This is a genomic window from Micromonospora sp. URMC 103 (assembly GCF_051386435.1).
Taxonomy (GTDB): Bacteria; Actinomycetota; Actinomycetes; order Mycobacteriales; family Micromonosporaceae; genus Micromonospora.
Map to the genome: position 1 here is coordinate 636,796 of NZ_JBPQTR010000006.1, position 22,167 is coordinate 658,962.

At 72.7% G+C, this 22,167-nt stretch carries 22 protein-coding genes, 1 tRNA gene and 2 pseudogenes; 7 read left to right on the forward strand and 18 right to left on the reverse strand.

What is annotated here, in order from left to right:
• Nucleotides 1–17: 17 nt before the first annotated feature.
• Nucleotides 18–161: pseudogene (locus tag ACSNOA_RS29260) on the reverse strand (haloacid dehalogenase); the annotation flags it as partial.
• A 4-nt stretch (nucleotides 162–165) separates the two neighbouring features.
• Here ACSNOA_RS29260 and ACSNOA_RS29265 point away from each other — a divergent pair.
• Nucleotides 166–786, forward strand: a pseudogene (locus ACSNOA_RS29265) (integrase); the annotation flags it as partial.
• A gap of 41 nt (nucleotides 787–827) precedes the next feature.
• Here ACSNOA_RS29265 and ACSNOA_RS29270 read toward each other — a convergent pair.
• From ACSNOA_RS29270 to ACSNOA_RS29280, 3 genes are all read right to left on the reverse strand, one after another.
• Nucleotides 828–1,445, reverse strand: coding sequence for a hypothetical protein (locus ACSNOA_RS29270; RefSeq protein ID WP_436662984.1), 618 nt, complete (start codon nucleotides 1,443–1,445; stop codon nucleotides 828–830).
• Entirely contained in the window at nucleotides 1,438–1,734 is a 297-nt protein-coding gene (locus ACSNOA_RS29275; protein WP_436662985.1) for a type II toxin-antitoxin system HicA family toxin, read from the reverse strand. The genes ACSNOA_RS29270 and ACSNOA_RS29275 overlap by 8 nt, the downstream gene beginning before the upstream one ends.
• A gap of 104 nt (nucleotides 1,735–1,838) precedes the next feature.
• Nucleotides 1,839–1,922, reverse strand: a tRNA-Tyr gene (locus tag ACSNOA_RS29280).
• A gap of 147 nt (nucleotides 1,923–2,069) precedes the next feature.
• Here ACSNOA_RS29280 and ACSNOA_RS29285 point away from each other — a divergent pair.
• Nucleotides 2,070–2,564 carry a YajQ family cyclic di-GMP-binding protein gene (locus ACSNOA_RS29285; RefSeq protein WP_436662986.1) on the forward strand — a complete coding sequence of 165 codons (495 nt, stop codon included), beginning with the start codon at nucleotides 2,070–2,072 and terminating at the stop codon, nucleotides 2,562–2,564.
• A gap of 202 nt (nucleotides 2,565–2,766) precedes the next feature.
• Here ACSNOA_RS29285 and ACSNOA_RS29290 read toward each other — a convergent pair whose 3' ends face one another.
• Nucleotides 2,767–3,168 (reverse strand): Rv0361 family membrane protein, encoded by a 402-nt coding sequence (locus tag ACSNOA_RS29290; RefSeq protein ID WP_436662987.1) that lies wholly within the window; start codon nucleotides 3,166–3,168, stop codon nucleotides 2,767–2,769.
• Between the two features lie 550 nt (nucleotides 3,169–3,718).
• On the opposite strand from ACSNOA_RS29290, the gene ACSNOA_RS29295 reads away from it, so the two are divergent.
• Nucleotides 3,719–4,327, forward strand: coding sequence for a class I SAM-dependent methyltransferase (locus ACSNOA_RS29295; protein ID WP_436662988.1), 609 nt, complete (start codon nucleotides 3,719–3,721; stop codon nucleotides 4,325–4,327).
• Nucleotides 4,328–4,481: 154 nt separating this feature from the next.
• Here ACSNOA_RS29295 and ACSNOA_RS29300 read toward each other — a convergent pair whose 3' ends face one another.
• From ACSNOA_RS29300 to ACSNOA_RS29340, 9 genes are all read right to left on the reverse strand, one after another.
• The gene (locus tag ACSNOA_RS29300) at nucleotides 4,482–5,741 is read right to left on the reverse strand and encodes an MFS transporter (protein WP_436662989.1); all 1,260 of its coding nucleotides are present in this window, start codon (nucleotides 5,739–5,741) and stop codon (nucleotides 4,482–4,484) included.
• Between the two features lie 144 nt (nucleotides 5,742–5,885).
• Nucleotides 5,886–6,761, reverse strand: coding sequence for a zinc metalloprotease HtpX (gene htpX, locus ACSNOA_RS29305; RefSeq protein WP_436662990.1), 876 nt, complete (start codon nucleotides 6,759–6,761; stop codon nucleotides 5,886–5,888).
• 126 nt (nucleotides 6,762–6,887) lie between these two features.
• Nucleotides 6,888–8,372 (reverse strand): NADH-quinone oxidoreductase subunit N, encoded by a 1,485-nt coding sequence (locus ACSNOA_RS29310; protein WP_436662991.1) that lies wholly within the window; start codon nucleotides 8,370–8,372, stop codon nucleotides 6,888–6,890.
• Nucleotides 8,369–9,877, reverse strand: coding sequence for a complex I subunit 4 family protein (locus ACSNOA_RS29315; protein WP_436662992.1), 1,509 nt, complete (start codon nucleotides 9,875–9,877; stop codon nucleotides 8,369–8,371). The genes ACSNOA_RS29310 and ACSNOA_RS29315 overlap by 4 nt, the downstream gene beginning before the upstream one ends.
• Complete coding sequence (locus ACSNOA_RS29320; protein WP_436662993.1) at nucleotides 9,874–11,850, reverse strand: NADH-quinone oxidoreductase subunit 5 family protein; 1,977 nt, start codon at nucleotides 11,848–11,850, stop codon at nucleotides 9,874–9,876. The genes ACSNOA_RS29315 and ACSNOA_RS29320 overlap by 4 nt, the downstream gene beginning before the upstream one ends.
• Nucleotides 11,847–12,278: an NADH-quinone oxidoreductase subunit NuoK gene (nuoK, locus tag ACSNOA_RS29325; RefSeq protein ID WP_436662994.1), complete on the reverse strand. Its 432-nt coding sequence runs from the start codon at nucleotides 12,276–12,278 to the stop codon at nucleotides 11,847–11,849. Before nuoK ends, ACSNOA_RS29320 begins: the two co-directional genes overlap by 4 nt.
• A complete protein-coding gene (locus ACSNOA_RS29330; RefSeq protein WP_436662995.1) occupies nucleotides 12,275–12,802 on the reverse strand; it encodes an NADH-quinone oxidoreductase subunit J family protein in 528 nt (175 codons plus the stop codon). The genes nuoK and ACSNOA_RS29330 overlap by 4 nt, the downstream gene beginning before the upstream one ends.
• Nucleotides 12,799–13,416 (reverse strand): NuoI/complex I 23 kDa subunit family protein, encoded by a 618-nt coding sequence (locus ACSNOA_RS29335; protein WP_436662996.1) that lies wholly within the window; start codon nucleotides 13,414–13,416, stop codon nucleotides 12,799–12,801. The genes ACSNOA_RS29330 and ACSNOA_RS29335 overlap by 4 nt, the downstream gene beginning before the upstream one ends.
• Nucleotides 13,417–13,563: 147 nt before the next feature.
• The gene (locus tag ACSNOA_RS29340) at nucleotides 13,564–13,995 is read right to left on the reverse strand and encodes an ester cyclase (RefSeq protein WP_436662997.1); all 432 of its coding nucleotides are present in this window, start codon (nucleotides 13,993–13,995) and stop codon (nucleotides 13,564–13,566) included.
• A gap of 97 nt (nucleotides 13,996–14,092) precedes the next feature.
• Here ACSNOA_RS29340 and ACSNOA_RS29345 point away from each other — a divergent pair, with 97 nt between their 5' ends.
• Entirely contained in the window at nucleotides 14,093–15,163 is a 1,071-nt protein-coding gene (locus tag ACSNOA_RS29345) for a glutathione S-transferase family protein (protein ID WP_436662998.1), read from the forward strand.
• Between the two features lie 41 nt (nucleotides 15,164–15,204).
• Here the strand turns inward: ACSNOA_RS29345 and ACSNOA_RS29350 are convergent, their stop codons facing one another.
• Nucleotides 15,205–16,167, reverse strand: coding sequence for a complex I subunit 1/NuoH family protein (locus tag ACSNOA_RS29350; protein WP_436662999.1), 963 nt, complete (start codon nucleotides 16,165–16,167; stop codon nucleotides 15,205–15,207).
• Entirely contained in the window at nucleotides 16,167–17,024 is an 858-nt protein-coding gene (locus ACSNOA_RS29355; RefSeq protein ID WP_436663000.1) for an NADH-quinone oxidoreductase subunit C, read from the reverse strand. Before ACSNOA_RS29355 ends, ACSNOA_RS29350 begins: the two co-directional genes overlap by 1 nt.
• 159 nt (nucleotides 17,025–17,183) lie before the next feature.
• Between ACSNOA_RS29355 and ACSNOA_RS29360 the strand changes: the two genes are divergently transcribed.
• A complete protein-coding gene (locus ACSNOA_RS29360; RefSeq protein ID WP_436663001.1) occupies nucleotides 17,184–18,230 on the forward strand; it encodes a glucose 1-dehydrogenase in 1,047 nt (348 codons plus the stop codon).
• 12 nt (nucleotides 18,231–18,242) lie between these two features.
• On the opposite strand, the gene ACSNOA_RS29365 is transcribed toward ACSNOA_RS29360, so the two are convergent.
• Both ACSNOA_RS29365 and ACSNOA_RS29370 read right to left on the reverse strand, forming a co-directional pair.
• Nucleotides 18,243–19,559 (reverse strand): DUF2252 domain-containing protein, encoded by a 1,317-nt coding sequence (locus tag ACSNOA_RS29365; RefSeq protein WP_436663002.1) that lies wholly within the window; start codon nucleotides 19,557–19,559, stop codon nucleotides 18,243–18,245.
• Nucleotides 19,560–19,607: 48 nt separating this feature from the next.
• Nucleotides 19,608–20,186 carry an NADH-quinone oxidoreductase subunit B gene (locus tag ACSNOA_RS29370; RefSeq protein WP_436663003.1) on the reverse strand — a complete coding sequence of 193 codons (579 nt, stop codon included), beginning with the start codon at nucleotides 20,184–20,186 and terminating at the stop codon, nucleotides 19,608–19,610.
• Nucleotides 20,187–20,372: 186 nt separating this feature from the next.
• Here ACSNOA_RS29370 and ACSNOA_RS29375 point away from each other — a divergent pair, with 186 nt between their 5' ends.
• Together ACSNOA_RS29375 and ACSNOA_RS29380 are read left to right on the forward strand one after the other, a co-directional pair.
• Nucleotides 20,373–20,933 (forward strand): SigE family RNA polymerase sigma factor, encoded by a 561-nt coding sequence (locus ACSNOA_RS29375; RefSeq protein WP_436663004.1) that lies wholly within the window; start codon nucleotides 20,373–20,375, stop codon nucleotides 20,931–20,933.
• Entirely contained in the window at nucleotides 20,926–22,146 is a 1,221-nt protein-coding gene (locus ACSNOA_RS29380) for a hypothetical protein (protein ID WP_436663005.1), read from the forward strand. Before ACSNOA_RS29375 ends, ACSNOA_RS29380 begins: the two co-directional genes overlap by 8 nt.
• The last annotated feature ends 21 nt before the right edge of the window (nucleotides 22,147–22,167 follow it).

Genomic DNA, 22,167 nt, shown 5'->3' on the forward strand with positions numbered 1-22,167 from the left:
ACCTGCGGGGCGGCGCATCAACTGGTGACGCGCTCGATCAGCACCCCGGCCATCATCCCCATGCTCGTGATCACTGCGTCCGCCCCGGCGGCCCGCATCACCTCAACCTTCGATGGCCGGTTGGCGTAGCCGATCACCCGTACTCCAGCGGCACGCGCTCCTTAGGCGTTCTTCGGATGTATGTACTACGCCGCGCTACGGCCCGAAGAGGTGCTCCACCTACGGGAAGACGAGTACGAGCGGCCCGCCCAGCGTGGGGGTTGGGGCGTGCTGCACTTGACCGGCTCAACGGTAGCCGTGGGCCGGGACTGGAGCGACGGAGACGACGCCGCCGAGGACCGAGGGCTTAAGCACCGGGCAAAGGCAGCGACCCGGGACGTGCCAGTGCCGCCGCCGCTCGTGCGGCTACTCGATCATCACATCAAGGAGTACCCGCCCGGCGCGAACGGCAAGCTGTTCGTCACCCGGCGCGGCCCCGGCGGACGGTACGTGCCCACCGCCGGCCAACCGATCCCGAACAACACCTACGGCAAGGCATGGCGGGACGCGCGAGCAAAGGTGCTCACACCGGCTCAGCAGCGCTCACCGCTGGCCCGGCGACCGTACGACCTGCGGCATGCTGCCGTGTCACTCTGGCTCAATGCCGGGGTTCCGGCTACCCAGGTCGCCGAGTGGGCAGGGCACAGCGTGCATGTCCTTATGCGGGTCTACGCAAAGTGCGTCTACGGCCAAGAGGAGGCTGCCCGACGACACATTGAAGCCGCCCTAGGCGGGCCTTCCGACTGACCTTTTACGAGTACGGCCCCCGCGATTGGCGGGGGCCGTACTCACACAGACAGGATCAGTCGCCTTGGGGAAGAGCGACCCGAGCTTTCTCGCATCATCTCCCCCATCGTCGTTTCCATAGAAAAACCAAGATCAGCCAGACTAAGGGCATCATCGGTCGCATCAGCCGGAGGGCCAGCCACAAAGTGGGTAGCCCAGATCATCTCCTCAGCAACGTTCATCGCTACTGCGGCTGCATCCCCTGACGGTCCAAACTGGTCTGTAAGCCAGCGAACGGTATCCGATGGAACCACGCAGACGTACAGGACCTCACCAGACAAAGTTCGCGGCACGGACAGGAGCCCTGGCCGTTGATCCTGCACAGCAAGAGCGGCAACAATCCGATTGGCGGTTGCTTCCCGCTCCTGCCGATGCTTGTCACCGGCGATCCGAACTACAAGATCACCCTCTGGGACAGAAATGACCTTTTCGATATGAGGCCGTCTTTCCACGGCAGAGAGGTCAACACCGGCGAACTCCAACAAACCAGGAAGGTCGGCGGAAAGCTCCTTGAGGGTGTCGCGAGCAGCGATGAGCCCGGGCACCTGGGGACTACGGACCGTCCACCCGAACTCGCCTTCATCACTGAAGATCAAATCAACCGGCTCTCGGTCAGGCACGCGTAATCACCTCCTCCGCTTCGGCCAAGCTGAGCCCAGCTTGCTTCACCAGTATGTCTCGTACTGTACGAGGGGCGACAGTAGCTCGGTCATGGAAGCTGAAGATCAGATCAGGCCTGCCCGGGGCGCTGAGCTTGCGGTGGGAGCCCACTTGGCTCACCACCTGGTACCCCAACTCCCTTTGAAGGAAGCGAAGCATCTTCTTGGCACCGAGGGAAGGCCACACGCTACTCAAGGCAACAGCCCTCTCGTCATGTCCGACGTCATCGCTTGCCGCGCCGACACGCATCCGACACGACCACAGAGCCGCAGTGGTCCCGCGTGAGAGCGAGTGGGACCAACGAGAACGGCTCCCGACCCGCGTTTCTGCTGGTCAAGAGCCGCTCCCGCACCTGGTGGCGGGTAGAGGATTCGAACCTCTGTAGCTTTCGCGACGGATTTACAGTCCGCTCCCATTGGCCGCTCGGGCAACCCGCCAGGGCGTACCACCGCGTCACGACGCGGCAGCGAAGCAAGGATAGCGGCTCCCACCCGCGGACGTGCAACCGGGTACCGTCAGAGGGTCGTACCGCTGGTCAGCGGACGACGGCCCGCCAGACACCGCCGGACAGCAGGAGCATGAGCATGGCAGCGAACCCGTCGTTCGACATCGTGAGCAAGGTCGACCGCCAGGAGGTCGACAACGCACTCCGCCAGGCGGAGAAGGAGCTCTCGACGCGGTTCGACTTCCGGGGTACGGGCGCCGAGATCTCCTGGTCCGGCGAGGAGGCCATCGCCCTCCAGGCCGAGACCGAGGAGCGGGTCCGTGCCGCGCTGGAGGTCTTCAAGGAGAAGCTGATCAAGCGGAACATCTCGCTGAAGTCGCTGGACGCGGGCGACCCGCGGTCCTCCGGCAAGGTGTTCAAGATCGACGCCAAGGTCATCCAGGGTATCGACTCGGACAAGGCCAAGGCGATCAGCAAGAAGATCCGCGACGAGGGCCCGAAGGGGGTCCAGGCCCAGATCCAGGGCGACCAGCTCCGGGTCACGGGCAAGAAGAAGGACGACCTCCAGGCCGTCATCGCTCTGCTCAAGGGCGAGGACTTCGGGGTGGCCCTCCAGTTCACGAACTACAGGTAAGAGGTCGCCAGACGTTCTGCTGGTCGGCCTGCTTACGTCCTGCTGCCTGGGCAGACGCCGTCACCGTTGGTCGTCGTAGGTACTAACGATCGGCCTGCGACGGCCTGGTGACGGCCTGGCCCAGCTCTTGCTGTCCTCGGCGCGTGGGCTGATCCAATACGTGCACCTGCGACGGGCGTCGCCTGGCCCGTTGGACGTGGGCTCAGTACGGCTGGCCGCACACCTTCCAGGCGCCATCCTCCTTCACCAGCGGGAACGTGTGCTGGTCGGTGAAGCCGCTGTCCAGCGTCAGGCCCATGTTCACCGTCGCCGACGTGCGGCCGTTGACGCTCGACACGTAGACGCCGTTGACCTTGTGGCCACGGATCCTCGGCTGCTTGGCGACGCCCTGGGCGAACGCGTCTCGCGTGTACCTGCTGCGCGTGTCGCTGCACAACAGCCCGTACGCCGCATCCGCGTCGCCGGCCTCCAGGTCGCTCACGAACGACTCGGCGGCCTGCCGGGCCGGATCCGTCGCGCCCTTGACCCCCTTGTACAGGAAAAAACCGCCGATGCCGGCGCCACCGCAGCAGAGCACGACGACCACGCCAACGATGATCAACACGGTTCGCAGCGTCCGCCGTTTCGGCGGTTGAGGCACCTGGTACGGGTAGGCCATGGATAGTGACGGTAGGGGATGCGAGAAATCCTCGATGCCCCATCGAAGTGACCGGCGTCTTTGGCCTGGCACCATGCGCCGGGCGACGGTCGAGATCCGGGCCTCATGAGGATGGCCGGGGGGCTACGGGCGCGCCGGTCTGGTCGCGCCACTTGCCCCCGTCGGCCTGGACGAGACGCCGGACCATCGACCGGGTGCTGACGGCCGGCGGCCCGGGCGGCGGCTCTGACCCCGGCGTTGGCCCGCATGAAAACGCAGGCTCCGCACAGCGCGGCAGGAACCCGCGCACACATGAAGCCGGGCCGCCACGGCCGCCGAACGTGGCGCACTCGACCCTGCCGAAGCGCGTGCCTTCGAAGACCAGTTCGACGAGGCCGTCGCCGCCCGCCGGTTCACGTACGCGGTCACGTTCGTCGTCACCGCCGCCACGGTCTGCTGACGCAAGCCGACGGACAGCTCGTCACGGCGCCGGCCCGCGGGCTCCTATAGTCGTGCGGTGCACACGGAACAGGTCCGGCAGGCGTACGCATCCGTCGCAGAGCTCTACATCGAGCTGTTCGGTACGCCCCAGAAGGTGCACGCCGACGACCTGGCCTTCATCGGGCGGCATCTCGCGGACCGACCCGGCACCGTGCTCGACCTGGGCTGCGGGCCTGGCCACATCACCGGTCATCTCCGCTCGCGGGGTGTCGACGCGACGGGGATCGACATGGTTCCCGAGTTCATCGCCCACGCGCGGGCGACCCACCCGGACGGTGAGTACCACCTCGGGTCGATCGACAAGCTCGACGTCGCCGACCACTCCGTCGCCGGCATCCTGGCCTGGTACTCCCTGATCCACCTGCCTCCGCAGAGCCTCGACGGCGTGCTCGCCGAGTTCCGGCGGGCGATGGCCCCGGCCGGCAGGTTAGTGGTCGGGATCTTCGTCGGTGACGAGGTCGCCGCCTTCGACCACAAGGTCGCGACCGCGTACCGCTGGCCGGTCGACGGATTCTCCGAGCGTCTGGCCCGAGCCGGGTTCACCGAGGTCGAGCGCCTGCTGCGGCTCGACGACCCCGCTCACCGCCCGCACGCCGCCATCGCGGCGGTCGTCACCGACGGGTGAGCGGAGCCGACGGATCGGCCGTCAGCGACTGAAGATCAGCAACAGCACCACGGTCAGGATCGCGCTGATCAGCAGCGAGCCGAGGCATCCGATCCGGTTCGAGAAGAAGAGGAACACACCCCCCGGCGTACCCGGCCCGGCCTCCGCCAACCCGTCAGGCGGGAACCGGCTCCTCGAGGCGTACCGCGGTGGCCTCCGCGCGGGCGATGGGCCCGGCGGGCAGCGCCGCGACGCCGGCCCCGACGGCGACCGCGGCCCCGGCGAAGAGGAACGCCCACGGCACGCCGCCGGCGTGGTCCACGATCACCCCGGCCACCGCGCCGCCGGCCGCGCTCGCCGCCACGGACATGGTGACCACCCAGGTGTACGCCTCGTTCAGCATGCCGGGCGGGGCGATGCGCCCGACCAGCGTGTTCTCGAGGGTCAGCGCGGGCGCGATGGTGGCACCGCCCACGACGAGCGCGACGCCCAGCGCCAGCGGGCCGGGCATCACCGCGAAGACGGCGAAGCTGGCGGCGAGCGCGGCCAGCAGGCCCGCGAACTGCCGGGTCATGTTCCGGGCCGGCTTGCGGACCCCGAACCAGAACCCGCCGGTCGCGCTGCCGACGCCCCAGACGGCCAGCAGCACACCGGCGACGCTCTCGGCGTCGGCCGGGTCGTGGTGGCTGGCGAAGGCCGGCACGATCACGCCGGCGGCGCCGAACGCGATGCCCAGGCTTGCCACGCAGACCAGCAGCGCGGGGAAGCCGCCGACCCGCAGCGGTCCGAGCCCGCGGGCGTGGTGCTCGCGGGGGTGTGGCCGCCAATCACGCATGACCCGGCCGAGGGCCACGGCCGTGGTGCCCACGAGGGTGACCAGCGCGGCGCCGACCAGGGCGGCGGTCGCGTCGGCGAAGAGCACGAAGCCGGCCACGAGCAGCGGACCGAGCACGAAGACGATCTCGAAGAGCGAGGTCTCGGCCGCGAGGGCGGTGTTGCGCAGGTGGTACCGGCCGGACGCCGGGGCCGTCAGGTCGTTCCAGGCGCCTCGGATGGCCGCCGTGAGCGGCGGATACGTGGCGCCGGCCACCCCGGCGGCCAGGTAGATCGCGGCCATTGCGTCGGCACCGGCCCGGCTCGCGAGCAGCAGCCCGACGAGCGCGAGCGGGTGGGCGACGGCGGTGGCCAGCAGTACGGGGCTGGGCCCGATCCGGTCGGCGATGCGCCCAGCCACGGGGCTGAGCGCGGCACCGGCCACGGCGTAGATCCCGCCGGCCACGGCGGCGAGGGAGTACCGCCCGGTCATCTGCTCGACGACGAGCAGCAGCGCCAGTGGCGTCATGCCGATCCCGAGCCGGCCGATGATGCCGGTGACCAGCAGCATCGGTGCGCCGGGAATCCGCCAGACGCCCAGATACTGGCGCAGAGCAGCCACGCGGACCTCCCGGGAGATGTAACGAGCGTCAGGTGTTTCGACCCTAACGCCCACGGGTGGTGCGGACGAAGCGGTTATCGCCACGCACACAGCACTCCGCCCGCACCCGGGCACCGGGTACGGGCGGAGTGGTGGATCGGTGCGTCAGCGCAGGAACTGCACCGGGCCGGAGTTCGCGGCCATGCGCTCCAGCCGGGCGACCCGCTCCTCCATCCGGGGGTGGGTGGAGAAGAGGGCCGCGATGCCGCCGCCGCGGAACGGGTTGGCGATCATCAGGTGGGCGGTGCTGGTCAGGTTGCCCTGGGCCGGCAGCGGCCGACGGCTCGCCACCGCGTCGATCTTGCGGAGCGCGTTGGCGAGGGCCAGCGGGTCACGGCTCAGCTCGGCGCCCGAGGCGTCCGCCTGGAACTCCCGGTTCCGGCTGATCGCCAGCTGGATGATCGTCGCGGCGATCGGGCCGAGGATGATGGTGAGCAGGAGCACGGCCGGGTTCGGGCCGTCCTCGTCGTCCCCGCCGGCCAGCGGAATGAACCAGGCGATGTTCGCCAGCGTGGTGATGATGCCGGCCAGGCCGGCCGCCACGCTGGAGATGAGGATGTCCCGGTTGTAGACGTGGGACAGCTCGTGCCCGATCACGCCGCGCAGCTCGCGGTAGTCGAGGATCTCGGTGATGCCCTGGGTGACGCAGACGGCCGCGTGCTGCGGGTTACGGCCCGTGGCGAACGCGTTCGGCTGCGCGGTGGGGCTCACGTACAGGCGCGGCATGGGCTGCCGGGCCTCGGTCGCCAGCTCGCGCACCATCCGGTACAGCTCGGGGAACTGTGCCTCGCTGACCGGTTGTGCCCGCATCGCGCGCAGCGCGAGCTTGTCCGAGAAGAAGTAGCTGACGCCGTTCATGACCAGCGACAGGAGAACGGCGATGACCAGGCCGCCACTGCCGCCGAACCAGTAGCCCACCGCGAGGATCAGTGCGGTGAGCAGGCCGAGCAGCGCTGCGGTCTTGAGGCGGTTGTGGTGCACGATCACTCCTTCGGTGCACGGATCTCCGGGATCCGTCGACCGGTTCAACACACCGGTACCCGTCAACCATCCGCGATATCGCTGTGAATTGACTGGGAGCGCGCCCAGAAGAAGGAGTGGGCCGCGTCAGCGGGCGGCCAGGTCGAGCACCAACTGAGGGGCGAACCCCACCACGGCGGCGGCGAGGGTGGCCACGGCCAGCACCGTCGCCACCGCCCGGGCCCGGGGCGCCGTCGAAGCGCTCGCCGGCCCGGCGGCCGGAGCCGCGTACAGGCCGGCGGCCAGCCGCAGGTAGTAGGCGAGCCCGATCACCGCGTTCACCGCCACGACGAGCGCGAGCCCGCCGGCGCCGCCGTCGAGCAGCGAACGGACCACGGTGACCTTGGCGAAGAGGCCGGCCAGCCCGGGCGGCAGCCCCGCCAACCCGACGACGGCCAGCGCGAGGCCGGCGCCGAGCCACGGGTGCCGGCGCGCCGCGCCCCGCAGGTCGTCGAGGGTGCCGCCGTCGGCGTCCGCCGGGCGCAGGGCGGTCACCCCCGCGAACGCGGCGAGTTCCAGCAGCACGAAGAAGACGGCGTACGCGAGCGCGGCCGCGTACGCCGTGGCCCGGGCCTCGCCGGTGCGCCCGGTGGCGAGCGCCAGCGCCCCGAGCGGGGCCAGGATGTAACCGGCCTGGGCCACCGACGACCAGGCGAGCAGCCGGATGGTCCGCCGCTGTCGCAGCGCCACCAGGTTCCCCACCGTCATCGTGAGCACCGCGAGCAGCGCGAGCACCGGGCCGGTCAGGTCGGCCGGCAGCGCGGTCGTCACCACGGCGAGCAGCGCCACCACACCGCCGAGCTTCGACGCCGTCGACAGGTACGCGGCGACCGGCAGCGGCGCGCCGTCGTAGGTGGCCGGCGCCCAGGCGTGGAACGGCACGGCGGCGACCTTGAACGCGAGCCCGAACACCAGCAGCGCCACCGCCGCCGTGGTGAGCGGCAGGTCGTGCAGCTCCGGGCGCTCCGCGAGCACCGTGCCGAGCCGGCCCAGGTGCAGCCCGCCCGTGACCGCGTAGAGCAGCGCCGCCCCGAGCAGACTCAGCGTGGTGGCCACCACGCTCACCACGAAGAAGGTGACGGCCGCCTCGGCGCTGGCCAGGCTGCCCCGGCGCAGCCCCACCAGCACGTAGAGCGGCAGGGTCAGCGTCTCCAGCGCCACGATCAGCGTGATGAGATCGCCGGCCGCGCCGAGCACCACGCCACCCGTCATCGAGCACGCCAGCAGGAAGCAGTACTCCCCCGCCGGCGCCCGGCCGGCCCGCAGGTGCCCGCCGGAGAGGCCGAGCACCCCAAGCGTGAGCAGGGCGAACACGGCTCCGACGAGAGCCGCCCGCCCGCCGAGCACGTACGAGCAGTCGGCGCCCGCGCAGAACGTGCGCCGCTCGCCACCGGCGCCGACCAGCGCCGACCCGAGCGCCGTGGCGAGCGCGCCCACCGCCGCCACCGCGACCGTCGCCCGGGGACGGGCCAGCACGAGATCGGTGACCAGGACGAGCACGGCGGTGCCGGCGGCCAGGTACGCCGGAAGCAGCGCCACGTGATCGACGCTCTGCACCACGCTCGGGGTCATGGGAGAACCTCCACGAGGGCCTCGACCGGCGCCTCCGCCACACCGAGCACCAGCACCGGGGCCAGCCCGATGGCCAGCGCGAGCAGCACGAGCGGCGCCCAGGCGGTGAGTTCCGCGCCGGCCAGCGTGGGGGCGAGCCGCCCCACGGCCGGGGTCGGCCGCCCGTGGGTCACCCGACGAAGCAGGCGCAGGAAGTACGCGGCGGTGAGCGCCCCGCCAACGGCGGCCAGCACGCCGAGGGTCGTCCAGAACGCGCCGCCCACCTCGACGGCGGCGATCACGGCGAACGCCTCGCCCCAGAAGCCGGCGAGCCCGGGCAGCCCCAGGGACGCGACGGCCGCGAAGCCGAGCAGCCCGGCGAGCCGGGGCGCGGTCTCCCGCAGGCCGGACAGCTCGGCGAGCGCCCCGGTGTGCGTACGGTCCTTGATGGCTCCGGCCAGGAAGAACAGCAGGCCGGTGATCACGCCGTGCGCCACGTTGCCGATCAGCGCCGCCTGGATGCCGGTGGTGGTGAGCGTGGCGACGCCGAGCAGCACGAAGCCCATGTGCCCCACGCTGGAGTACGCGACGAGCCGCTTCAGTTCGGACTGCGCGAGGCAGACCAGCGCACCCACGAGGATCGCGGCGACGGCCAGCACGCCGAGCACCGGCGCCGCCCAGCGGGCGCCCTCCGGCGCGACCCCGACGGCCACCCGGATCAGCCCGTACGTGCCCATCTTCAGCAGCACCCCGGCGAGCACCACGCTGCCCACGGTGGGCGCCTGGGTGTGCGCGTCCGGAAGCCAGGAGTGCAGCGGCCACAGCGGGCTCTTCACCGCGAACGCCAGCGCCAGCAGCGTGAACGCGAACAGTTGGGTGTCGCGGGGAAGCCCGCCGCCACCGGTCAGCGCCACGATGTCGGCGGTGCCGGCGGCGGCCACCACCACGTAGACACCCACGAGCAGCAGCACCGAGCCGAAGAGGGTGTAGAGCACGAACTTGCGGGCCGCCCGGCGCCGGTCCTCGCCACCCCAGCCGGCGATCACCGCGTACATGGGCAGCAGGACGACCTCGAAGAACAGGAAGAACAACACCAGGTCCAGGGCGAGGAACGTGCCCAGGATGCCGACCTCCACCACCAGCAGCAGCGCGACCAGCGCCCGGCCGCTGCCGCCGCCCTCGGGCACCCGCCAGAGCGTGTAGCCGCAGCAGAGCAGGGTCAGCAGCGCGGTCAGCACCACGAGCGGGTACGAGATGCCGTCGACGCCGAGGTGGAACCGCAGGTCCAGGGCGGGCACCCAGGGCAGGTCGAGCTGGTGCCAGGGGCGTACCGCGGGCGACGCCGCCGACCAGGCGAACCAGCCGCGGTCGCCGGCGACGAGCGGCGCCGCGGCGAGCAGGGTGAGCCCGGCGGCCACGGTGCCGACCACCCGGGCCACCCGGTCGGCGGGGGTCACGGCCACCGCGACCGCACCCAGCGCCGGCACCGCGAGCACCGCGACCAGCAGGAACTCGCCCGCGGTCATGCCGCACCTCCGATCAGGGCCGCCGCCAGGCCGATGAGCAGCGCGCCGGCCAGCACGGCGGCGGCCGCCCGGGGCAGCGCCGCCCGGTGCAGGGTGGCCAGCCCGGCGCCGAGGCCGGACGCGGCCCGGCCGCTGCCCTCGACGGCGCCGTCGACCACCCGCTCGTCACCGGTGCGCACCGCGCGGGCGAGCGCCCGGACGGGGCGTACGACGAGGGCGTGCTGGACGTCGTCGAGCCGGAACGCCGCCGCGAAGAGCGGCCGCAGCGGACCCAGCGCGGCGGCGGGATCGGCGGACGGGTCCCGACGCCAGCGCGCCCAGGCCAGACCCGCGCCGAGCAGCAGCAGCGCCAGCGGCAGCACGACGGACGGCGTGAGGTGGACGAGCGGCTCGGCGGGGAGCAGGTCGGACGGGCGCTCCGGGCTGGCCAGCGGCGCCGGCTGGAGCCAATCCGCGAACGGTGCGGCGAACCCGGCCAGGCCGAGCAGCGCGGCCGGCACGGCGAGCAGCAGCACCGGCCAGCGCAGCGTGCCCGGCGGGTCGTGCGGACTAGCCAGCGGTGTGCGGGGCTCGCCGAGGAACGTGCGCAGCAGCAGGCGGGTGGCGTACCAGGCGGTGACCGCCACGCCGACCAGGCCGGCGAGCCAGACCAGCCAGCCGAGCCAGGAGGGGGTGGGGCCCTCGCCGTCCAGCGCGGCGGCCTGCGCCACGGCCAGCACGCCGTCCTTGCTCCAGAAGCCCGCGAGCGGCGGCAGCCCGGCCAGCGCGCCCAGACCGACCAGCGTGCACCAGAAGGTGAGCGGCATGCTGCCGCGCAGCCCGCCCATCCGCGACATGAGCGTGGTGCCGACGGCGTGGATGACCGCGCCCGCCGCGAGGAAGAGCAGCGCCTTGAACGCGGCGTGGGTGAGCAGGTGGAACAGCGCCGCCGCCGGGGAGCCGACGGCGAGCGCGCCGGTCATGTAGCCGATCTGGGACACCGTCGACCAGGCGAGCACCCGTTTGATGTCGTCCTGCGCGGTGGCCGCGAACGCGCCGAGCAGCAGGGTGATCGAGCCGAGCACCCCGAGCACGGTGAGCGCGACGGGCGCGGCCTCGAAGAGCGGGTAGAGCCGGGCGACCGCGTACACGCCGGCCGCCACCATGGTGGCGGCGTGGATGAGCGCGCTGATCGGCGTCGGGCCGGCCATCGCGTCGGGCAGCCAGGTGTGCAGCGGGAACTGGGCGCTCTTGCCCGCCACCCCGGCGAGCAGCAGCAGGCAGGCGGCCGTGAGCGTGCCGGGGGCGTGGTCGTGGGCCAGCACGTCGGCGATCCGGAAGCTGCCCGCGGAGACGCCGAGCAGCGCGATGCCGAGCAGGAAGCCGACGTCACCCACCCGGGTGACGAGGAACGCCTTCACGGCGGCGGCGGGCGCCTCGGGCAGCCGGCGGTCGTGGGCGATGAGCAGGTACGAGCAAAGGCCCATCACCTCCCAGCCGACCAGCAGCAACAGCAGGTCGCCGGACACCACGACCAGCAGCATGGCGGCCGTGAAGAGGCTGATCTGCGCGGCGTACGGGGGGTAGCGGTGGTCGACGTCGACGTCGTCGTGCGGGCCGCGCTTGAGGTAGCCGATCGAGTAGACCTGCACGGCCAGCGCCACCGCGCCGACCGCCACCGCGACCAGCGCGGCGGCGCCGTCGAGCCGGACGCCCAGGGTGACCCGCAGCCCGGCCAGGTCGACCCAGGTGGTGCTCGCCTCGACCGACCCGTCGAGGGTGGCCAGCAGGGCGACCGCCAGGGCCAGCGCACCGGCCGCGCCGGCCACAGCGAGCGTGATGGCCGCCCGCCGCGCCCGCTGCTCGCCGGTCGCCGCGCCGCGACCGCCGTCGGCCGCGAGGCCGCGGGGCGACGGCGGCAGCAGCAGGCCCGCGAGACCCGCCGCCAGCGGTACGACGGGAAGCAGCACGCCGAGCAGGGTCGGGGCCGTCACCGCTCCTCCCTCGCGTCGGCGTCGCCGGTGCGGCCCGTGCCCGGGTCGGCGGGCGGGGCGCCGACAGTGGCCGGCAACCCGGCGGGCCCGTCGGCCCGCGGCTCGGCGGGCGCGCCGGCCGGCGACTCGGTGAGCGGCACCTCGTCGACGGCGACGCTGGCCCGCAGCCGGTAGAGCTGGAGCACGATGGCCAGCCCCACGCCGACCTCCGCGGCGGCCAGCACGATGACGAAGAGCGCGAAGACCTGCCCGCCGTGCGGCAGCGTCGCCCGCACCGTGGTGTCGGCGGTGACCAGGATGAGGTTGACCGCGTTGAGCATCAGCTCGACGGCCATCAGGACCAGCACCGCGTTGCGGCGGCGCAGCACGCCGTACGCGCCGAGGCCGAACAGCAGCGCCGCGGTGACGTACGGGACGACCGGCCTCACCTGGCCTCCGTTCCGCGCGTCGAGGTGGATCGCCCGATGTCCGGCCGCGAGATCACGATCGCGCCCACCAGGGCCGCGAGCAGCAGCACCGAGAGCACCTCGAACGGGAGCACCCAGTTGCGGAAGATCTCCCCGCCGAGCCGCTCGGCGGTGCCCGCCTCGGGCAGCTCCACGGCCGTCCACCGGTACGCGTCGACCAGCAGCGCGGCGAGGCCCAGCCCCGCCCCGCCGCCGATGAGCGCGGCCGGCCAGCCGGGCCGGTCCAGGTCGTCGGAGGCGCCGATCGGCGCCCGGGTGAGCATCACGGCGAACAGCAGCAGCACGACCACCGCGCCCACGTAGATGAGCACCTGCACCCAGGCCACCAGCTCGGCCGCGAGCACCAGGTAGTCGCCGGCCAGGGCGCCGAGGCAGACGACCAGGTATAGACCGGCCCGGACCAGGTGCTTCGTGGTGACCACGAGGACGCCCGAGCCGACCGCCACCGCGCCGAGCGCGAGCAGCAGCACGTCCGCACCGGTCATGGAGCCGCCTCGCCGGGCTCGGGTCGTACGGCCGGGGGCGTGGGCCGCGTGGCGGGGACCGCGGCCTTGCGGGCGGCGCTCGTCTCCTCCTTGGCCGGCTCCCCGTTCGGGTCGTGCGCGGGTGGCGGCGGGACGGTGCCCATCCACTGCCCGAGGTGGTCCTTGTCGTGCAGCAGGTCCTTGATGTCGTACTCGGCGTACTCGAACTCGGGCGTCCAGTAGAGCGCGTCGAACGGGCAGACCTCGACGCAGATGCCGCAGTACATGCAGAGCGAGAAGTCGATGTCGAACCGGTCGAGCACGTTGCGCTGGCGGGGGCGGGCGGCGCCGGGCACCGCCACCTCCTCCTTGTGCGAGTCGATGTAGATGCACCAGTCCGGACACTCACGCGCGCAGAGCATGCAGACCGTGCAGTTCTCCTCGAGCAGCGCGATCACCCCGCGCGAGCGGGGCGGCAGCTCGGGGGCCACGTCCGGGTACTGCTGGGTGGTGGCGCGCCGGGTCATCGTCTTGAGCGTGACCGCCAGCCCCTTGACCAGGCCCGCCCCGGGCAGGCCGCGGTCACCGGCGCCGTCGTCCGGTGTGCGCTCGCTGCGGTCGGTCATGCCGACCATCCTGCCCTGTGCCCCCGGCGCGCGCGACCACCCCCCGAGCCTGGCCGGCGGCACCGTGTCGACGGGGAGAACGACGCACCGGAAAAGGGCCCGCGAGTGACCGGCGACTGCCGGAGCCGTGGGAGATCGACATCCCGCGGGCCCGGATCACCCCGCGGAGCCGGTGACCCCGCCGGCGGGCGGCAGCATCTCGACGCCGAGCTGCTGGAGGAGCTGGAACAGCTCGTTGCAGCTCCACACGTCGGCGATCCGGCCGGTGTCGTCGAACCGCAGGAAGGTCGCCCCCGAGTAGCTGACCACCTGGCCGGTGGGCGGCACCGGGCCGAACCGCCCGGCCTGCGTGCCGGCGGCGCGCCAGTGCACGGCGACCCGGTTTCCGGCGGCCACCAGGTCGACGATCTTGTAGCGCAGGTCGGGAAAGGCCGCCCGCCGGTCCCGGTGCCAGGCGAGCACCGCCTCCGGGCCGGCACCGCCCAGACCCGGGCACTCCGGTGCCACGAGGTCGTACGCCGACTCCTCGCGCTCGGCGTTCCACACGTCGGTGATGAACCGCCGCGCCGCGCCCTCCGTGTCGGTCACCGGGGCAGCGTATCGCCGACGGGGTGAGTGCACTCACCGCGCCTACCGCTCCCCGAGCGGCCAGAATGGGGCGAGGCGACATGATCGGAGGAACGGCGTGGACACGACCAGCGAGGGTGGCGCGACCGAGACCGGGGAACAGGCGCTGCTGCGCACCGGCGGCAAGTACGTCGAGCCGGGCGGCGAGTTCACCCGCGACCAGCGGTACATCGCGACCCGGATCACCACCGACGGGCGGGACGGCTATCCGGTGGAACCTGGCCGGTACCGGCTCGCGGTCAGTCGCGCCTGCCCCTGGGCGAACCGCCTCATCATCGTCCGCCGGCTGCTCGGCCTGGAGGACGCCATCTCCATGGCGGTGGCCGGCCCCACCCACGACAAGCGGAGCTGGACGTTCGACCTCGACCCCGACGGGCGTGACCCGGTGCTCGGCATCGAGCGGCTGGCCGAGGCGTACTTCAAGCGGTTCCCCGGCTACGACCGGGGCATCACCGTCCCGGCCATGGTGGACGAGCCGACCGGGCAGGTCGTGACCAACGACTACGCGCAGATGAGCCTCGACCTGTCCACGCAGTGGACGGCGTACCACCGGGAGGGCGCGCCCGAGCTGTACCCGGAGCGGCTGCGCGCCGAGATCGACGAGGTCAACGACGTGGTGTTCCGGGACGTCAACAACGGCGTCTACCGGTGCGGCTTCGCCGGCAGCCAGGAGGCGTACGAGAAGGCGTACCACCGGCTCTTCGACCGGCTGGACTGGCTGAGCGACCGCCTGCGCGACCAGCGCTACCTGGTGGGCGACACCATCACCGAGGCGGACGTGCGGCTGTTCACCACGTTGGTGCGCTTCGACCCGGTCTACCACGGCCACTTCAAGTGCAACCGGCAGAAGCTCGCCGAGATGCCGGTGCTGTGGGCGTACGCCCGGGACCTGTTCCAGACGCCGGGCTTCGGGGACACCATCGACTTCGACCACATCAAGCGCCACTACTACGAGGTGCACCGGGACATCAACCCGACCGGGATCGTGCCGCTCGGCCCGGACCTAGCGAACTGGCTCACGCCCCACGGCCGGGAGGCGCTCGGTGGCCGCCCGTTCGGGGACGGCACCCCGCCCCCGCCGCCCCCGGCGGCGGAGCGGGTCGACCCGGCCCACACGCCGCTGCGCTGACCCCGGCCGCCGGCCAGCCTCGCCGGAGGCCGGCCGCGCGGTCAGATGGCGACGCGGACGGCGGCCGTGAGGACGAGCTGGGCGAGGGACGCGGGGACCAGCACCAGCCAGCACAGGCGCTGGAGCTGGTCCTCGCGCAGCCGGGGGTACGCCACCCGCAGCCAGATGATCAGGAACGCCACGGCGAACACCTTGATCAGGGTCCACAGCCAGCCGAGCTGCGCGTCGGCGAAGGGGCCGTGCCAGCCGCCGAGGAAGAGCACGGTGGTCAGCGCCGCGATCACCACGATGCCGACGTACTCGGCCAGCAGGAAGAACGCGAAGCGCAGCCCCGTGTACTCGGTCATGAAGCCGAACACCAGCTCCGAGTCGGCGACCGGCATGTCGAAGGGCGGGCGGCGGATCTCGGCGAGCCCGGCCACGAAGAACACGACCATGGCGGGCGCCTGCCAGAGCAGCCACCACGGCCGCCACGCCTCGACGATGCCGGAGAGGCTGAGCGTCCCGGCGGCCATCGCCACCGAGGCGGCCGCCAACACCAGAGGCAGCTCGTAGCCGAGCAACTGGGCGGCCCCACGCAGCCCGCCCAGCAGGCTGTACTTGTTGGCCGACGCCCACGCCGACATGAGCACCGCCACCACGCCGACGCCCACCACCGCGAGCACGAAGAAGAGCCCGACGTCCAGCGGCTGCCCGACCAGGTCGCCCGGGCCGAGCGGGATCACCAGCAGCACCAGCAGGTAGGGCACGAGCGCCACCGCGGGCGCCAGCCGGAACACCGGCCGGTCCGCCTCACGCGGGGTCACGTCCTCCTTCTGCACGAACTTGATCCCGTCGGCGACGAGCTGCGCCCAGCCGTGGAACGCACCCGCGTACATGGGACCGAGCCGGCCCTGCATGTGCGCCATCACCTTGTGCTCGGCCTGGCCGACCAGCAGCGGCAGGGTGAGGAAGGCGACCAGCACGCCACCCACCCGGATCAGCAGCTCCAGCCACAGCGGCATCAGGGCGTACCTCCGTCGTCGTCGTCGCCGCGCTCGGTCGCCGCCGGCCCCCGCCGGGACGGGCGGTCGGCCGGCGGACCGGAACGGGCCGCTCCGGCCCCGCGGCCGCCGGGCGCGCCCGGGAGGCGACCGGCGTCGGCGGCGGCCGGTCCGGCCGGCGCCGGGCCGTCGCCACGGGCCGCGGAGGCGGTACGCGGCGGGCGCGCCGGCCGCTCGCGGGCCGGACGGGCCGGCACGCCGCCGCGGGGCCCCTCACCCGCGCCGCCAGCGCCGGCCGGGGTGGGCACGACGCCCCACTCGCCCGGTGCCGGCACACCCGGCGGACGGATCGGCCGCCGGCCACCGCCGGCCTCCGACTCTCCCGGCTCCTTGGCGCCCGGCCAGGGCTTGGCCACCCGGGAGGCCAGCACGAACTCCTTGCGCAGCGGATGGCCCTCGAACTCCGGTGGCAGCAGCAGTGGCCGCAGCCCGTCGTGGCCCGCGAAGTCGACGCCGAACATCTCGTGCGTCTCCCGCTCGTGCCACCCCGCCCCCGGGTAGACGTCGACCACCGAGGCCACGGTGGCCGCCTCCCGCGGCACCCGGGTGCGCAGCAGCAGCCCGTGCCGGCGCCGCGTCGACCAGAGGTGCGCCACCACGTCGAACCCCTCGGCCAGCTCGTCGACGGCCGAGAGCCAGTCGAAGAAGTCGCACTCCAGTTCCGCGTCGTCGCGCGCCGCCCGGACCGCGTCCCGCCAACTCGCCGCCGGCACGTCGACGGTGGCCCGCGCGTGCCGCTGGCCGCCGGAGACCGACGGGGTGACCTCGGCCGGCGCGAGCAGCGCGGCCATCCGGGCACCGACCTCTTCCGGAGTCATGCCGCTGATCCTAGGCGTGCGTCGAAGCGCCCGGCCGGCCTGCGGCGCCCGGACGACGGGCGGGGCAGTCCCGGCAAGCCCGTCGCGGCGGCCGGCCCGCCCGTGGGCATCTGCCGCTTTGCCGCGCGGGCCGCGGGTGCGCGGGCCAAGATGAGGACTGTGCGCGCTGTGACTGTGACCCCCGGGGTCGCGAACTCGTTGGAGCTGATCGACGACCACCCCGAGCCGCCCCCGGAGGACGGCGCCATCCTCGTCGAGGCGCTGGCCGTCGGCATCTGCGGCACCGACCACGAGATCATCGCCGGGGAGTACGGGGAGGCGCCGCCCGGGGAACGTCGCCTCGTGCTCGGGCACGAGTCCCTCGGTCGCGTGCTGGAGGACCCCACCGGCACCCTCCAGCCGGGTGACCTGGTGGCCGGGATCGTGCGACACCCGGACCCGGTGCCGTGCACGAACTGCGCGGTCGGCGAGTGGGACATGTGCCGCAACGGCCGCTACACGGAGCACGGCATCAAGGGCCTCGCCGGCTTCGCCCGGGAACGCTGGCGGCTCCAGCCGACGTTCGCCGTCAAGCTGGACCGGTCGCTCGGCCAGGTCGGGATGCTCCTCGAACCCACCAGCGTCGTGGCGAAGGCGTGGGACCACATCGAGCGGATCGGGCACCGGGCCGAGTGGCAGCCGCGGAGCGTGCTGGTCACCGGCGCCGGACCCATCGGCCTGCTCGCCGCCCTGCTCGCGAGCCAGCGCGGGCTCGCCGTGCACGTGCTCGACCTGGCGACCAGCGGCCCGAAACCGGAGCTGGTCCGGGCTCTCGGCGCCACGTACCACTCGACGCAGGTCGACGACCTGGACTTCGAGCCGGACGTGGTGGTCGAGTGCACCGGCGCGCCGAAGGTGGTGCTCGACGTCATGTGCAAGGCCGCGCCGACCGGCATCGTCTGCCTGGCCGGGGTGTCCAGCGGCGGCCGGACCATCGACTTCGACGCGGGGGCGCTGAACCGGGCGCTGGTGCTGGAGAACAACGTGGTGTTCGGGTCGGTGAACGCCAACCGCCGGCACTGGGACCTGGCCGCCGAGGCGCTGCGCCGTGCCGACCAGCTGTGGTTGAGCGCGCTGATCAGCCGACGGGTGCCCGTCTCGGGATACGCCGACGCGTACCGGCCGGGGCCGGAGGACATCAAGGTGGTGCTGGAGTTCGCGGTCTGAGCGACCGCAGGGTCAGATCCCGGGCAGCTTCCCGTTGCGGAACACGTCCACGAAGAGCTGGTGATCCTCCCGTGCCCGCACGCCGTACGCGTGGGCGAACTCGACGAGGTGGCCCACGAACCCCGACTCGTCCTCCGCGACCGCGGCCACGATGGCCTCCTCGGTCGAGTAGTCGACCAGGTCGTGGCTCGACTCGTCGTCGGCCACCGAGTGCATCCGCGCCACGGCGCGGCCCAGGTCCGTGAGCACTCCGGCCAGCTCCTCGGGCTCGTTCACGTCGGCCCAGTCGAGGTCGGCGGCGTACGGGGACACCTCGGCCACGAGCTGGCCGGTGCCATCCAGCTCGGTGAAGCCCAGCCACGGGTCGGCGTGCGCCTGCAACGCCCGCTGCGACTCGGCCGTGCGGTGCCCCTGGTGCTGGAAGTAGCCGCGGACCGACTCGTCGGCGATGTGCCGCGCCACCGCCGGCACCTGCGCCTGCTTCATGTAGATGACGACGTCGTTCTCGAGCGCCTGCGTGTGCCCCTCCAGCAGCAGGTTGTACGACGGCAGCCCGGCGGAGCCGATGCCCACGCCCTTGCGCAGCACCACGTCCTTGATCCGCGCCTCGACGGGGCGCAGGCGCGCCGACGAGGCGGGCAGCGTGCCGAGGTAGTCGGCGAAGGCGGCGCACACCCGGTCCCGGGTGTCGGCGTCGACCTCGAACACCCCGTCGCCCAGGGAGAACCGCCGCTCGTAGTTGTCGATGGTGGTCTGCGTGGCGAGCAAATCGACGCGGGTGTTGAGCCGTGCCTGCTGGAGCACCCGGCGCAGCACCCCGTCGGCGTTGTCGAGGGTGATCGAGCCGATCGCGTCGTCCCCGCCCGCGGCGATGGCCCGCAGCTCGGTGAGGTACGACCGGGCGAAGCCGGTGACCAGCTCGGTGATCACCCGGTCGGAGAGCGCCTTGGCGTAGCCGAGCAGCGCCACGCTGGCCGCGAAGCGCCTCAGGTCCCAGGTGAACGGCCCGACGTACGCCTCGTCGAAGTCGTTGACGTTGAACACCAGCTGCCCGGAGGCGTTCATGTAGGTGCCGAAGTTCTCGGCGTGCAGGTCGCCGTGGATCCAGACCCGGCTGGTGCGGTCGTCGAGGAAGCTGTCGTCGGCGAAGTCGCCGCGCTGGTCGGCGTAGAAGAGGGAGGCGCTGCCCCGGTAGAAGGCGAACGGCGAGGCGGCCATCTTGCGGAACTTGCGTCGGAAGGCGGCCGGGTCGAGGGCCATCGACGGGCCGAACTCCTCGATCAGCACGTCGACGATGTGGGCGGCACGGCGCTCCGCGGAGTTGCTCATGGTGCGCAGGCTAACCCCCGCCCGCCAGGCAGGACGTCGGCCGCCCGGTCAGCTCCGGGGCGGGCGTACCGGTGGGGCGGTGAGCGACGCCACCGAACGCGGCGCGGCGCCGTCGCGGGGCGGCGCGTTGACGGGCGCGGCGAGCAGGTCCGGCCGGGGCACACCGCCCACGCCGGACCGCTCGGCGGCGATCTTCTCCTGGAGGCGCAGGATGCCGTGCAGCAGCGCCTCCGGCCGGGGCGGGCAGCCGGGGACGTAGACGTCGACCGGGATGAGCTGGTCGACGCCCTTCGTCACCGAGTAGGAGTCCCAGTACGGGCCGCCGCAGTTGGAGCAGGCGCCGAAGGAGATGACGTACTTGGGCTCGGGCATCTGGTCGTACAGCCGCTTGATCGCCGGCGCCATCTTGTCGGTCACCGTGCCGGAGACCACCATGAGGTCGGCCTGACGCGGGCCGTGCGCGAACGGGATCACGCCGAGCCGCATGAAGTCGTGCCGGCTCATGCTGGTGGCGATGAACTCGATGGCGCAGCAGGCCAGACCGAAGTTGAACACCCAGAGCGAGTAGCGGCGGCCCCAGTTGAGCACGAACCGGATGGGCTCGCCGAGCACTCCCGGTAGCTGCACGCCCGCCCCCTTCCCGAACCTCCCGCCCAGTCAACCACAGTCCCGGAGCGCACCGGCCGGCCGCTCGACCGGGCCGTGACGCCGGCCGCCGTCGCCGGTTTGCTGTCGGGTCTCTTGCAGGGCGGCCCGCAACCGGCCGTGCCGGGAGGAAGTGTTATCGGCATCGGTCAGCACGGGGAGGGGACAGTGACGGTGACCATGGGGGCACGCGCGAACGAACCGCCGGTCGTCGACGTCGGCGGGCACGCCGCGCCGGCGATCACCTTCGACGGCTTCTACCACGCGCACTACCGCGGCGTGGTGGCCCAACTGTGCGCGTACACCGGAGATCTGGGGCAGGCGCAGGACCTCGCCCAGGAGGCCTTCTGCCGCGCGCTCGCCCGGTGGGACCGGTTGATCCGCTACGACGACCCGGTGGCCTGGGTGCGGCGGGTGGCCTGGAACCTGGCCAGCAGCCGGTGGCGGCGCCTGCGGACCGCCCGCAACCACCTGCTCCGGCAGCGGCGGGTCGAGCCGCAGGTTTCCGGTCCCACACCGGACCGGGTGGCGATCGACGTCGCGCTCGCGGCGCTGCCGCCGAACCACCGGCGCGCCGTCGTCCTGCACTACCTCGCGGACCTCTCCGTCGCCCAGATCGCCATTCAGGAAGGGGTGGCCGAGGGCACGGTCAAGTCCTGGCTGCACCGCAGCCGGACGGCCCTGGCCACGCTGCTCGACGAGACCATCGAGGGGGTCGACCATGGCTGAGCAGGATCCGCTGCGGACCCACTTCGCCGCGTACCGGCACGAGCTGACCGCGCGGGTCGACGGGCCGGGCCCGGACGCCGCCCGCCGTACGCTGCGGCGCCGCCGGCGCGCCACCGTGGCCGCCGGCGCGGCGCTCGCCGTCGCCCTCGTGGTGGCGCCGATCGCCGCCACGGCCGCGCTGCGCGGCGACGCGACACCACCCGCGCCGCCCGCGACGACGCCGACGGTCGAACCCACCCCGACCCCCTCCTCCCCCTCGCCCAGCGCGTCGACCAGCCCGTCCGCGACGCCGTCGGTCCCCCGCACACCGGAGGCCCCGGACGGCCGCATCTCCGAACGCGAGTTGCTCGCCGCCCGCCTCGACCTGCCCGCCTGGCAGGTCGGCTCCCCCACGGAGTGTGCGACCGAAGGGGTGCGGCTCACCCTGCGGCCGCCGCTGCGCGAGGCCGAGGTCCCGCACCTGATCGCCATCGACCAGGGCGACGTGGACGCGGACGGCGCCGCCGAGACGGTGGCGCTGCTCGGCTGCCGGCTGGGCGAGACCGTCGGCAAGCAGGTCGTGGCGTTCGACCGGAACGATCGCGGGAAGATCGTGACACTCGGACGCGTCAATCGGACGGCCGAGCGCGGCGACAGGTCGTTCGAGGACATCCTGGCGGTCGACGTGACCCAGGGAGCCGTCCGGGTCCAGGTCGGCGACATCCAGCCGTGCTGCGGTGTGCCCGAGCACTGGCAGCGGCACCAGTGGCGGACGTACCGGTGGGACGGCGAGCGGTTCGGCCAGAGCGGCGGTCCGACGAGCTGGGGCAAGGATCCGCGACTCACCGACCTGAAGCTGACCAGGGGACCGGTCGTCCTGAAGCCGGTGGACGAAACGGGCACCCTCGCGGGGACCGTGGTCTTCACCGTCACCAACCGGGGACCGGTCGACGTCGACCACGTGGCCTTCACCAGCCTGGCGACCTTCGGCGACCTGGAGGGTGGTGACGCTTCGCGGTGCCAGCCGCCGAGGGACGGCGTGGAGTGGCCGGAGTGCCTCACCGACGGGTTGAAGGCCGGCGAAAGCCGGGGTTGGACGTTCCGGTTCCGCTTCGGTCCGGACCAGCCGTCCGAGAACGCGAGCGTGCATGTGGAGCATTACGACGCGGACTACCGTCGGTGGCCCGACCTGAAGGTCTCGGACAACACCGTGCCGGTCGCGATCGGGCGGTGAGCAACACGGCGGCGTCCCGGC

Coding starts and splice junctions, on each gene's coding strand:
- ACSNOA_RS29275 (WP_436662985.1), bottom strand. CDS start 1,734: ATGCGTGTCGGCGCGGCAAGCGATGACGTCGGACATGACGAGAGGGCT.
- ACSNOA_RS29285 (WP_436662986.1), top strand. CDS start 2,070: ATGGCAGCGAACCCGTCGTTCGACATCGTGAGCAAGGTCGACCGCCAG.
- ACSNOA_RS29310 (WP_436662991.1), bottom strand. CDS start 8,372: ATGACCCCGAGCGTGGTGCAGAGCGTCGATCACGTGGCGCTGCTTCCG.
- ACSNOA_RS29315 (WP_436662992.1), bottom strand. CDS start 9,877: ATGACCGCGGGCGAGTTCCTGCTGGTCGCGGTGCTCGCGGTGCCGGCG.
- ACSNOA_RS29330 (WP_436662995.1), bottom strand. CDS start 12,802: ATGACCGGTGCGGACGTGCTGCTGCTCGCGCTCGGCGCGGTGGCGGTC.
- ACSNOA_RS29335 (WP_436662996.1), bottom strand. CDS start 13,416: ATGGTCGGCATGACCGACCGCAGCGAGCGCACACCGGACGACGGCGCC.
- ACSNOA_RS29350 (WP_436662999.1), bottom strand. CDS start 16,167: ATGCCGCTGTGGCTGGAGCTGCTGATCCGGGTGGGTGGCGTGCTGGTC.
- ACSNOA_RS29355 (WP_436663000.1), bottom strand. CDS start 17,024: ATGACTCCGGAAGAGGTCGGTGCCCGGATGGCCGCGCTGCTCGCGCCG.
- ACSNOA_RS29365 (WP_436663002.1), bottom strand. CDS start 19,559: ATGAGCAACTCCGCGGAGCGCCGTGCCGCCCACATCGTCGACGTGCTG.
- ACSNOA_RS29380 (WP_436663005.1), top strand. CDS start 20,926: ATGGCTGAGCAGGATCCGCTGCGGACCCACTTCGCCGCGTACCGGCAC.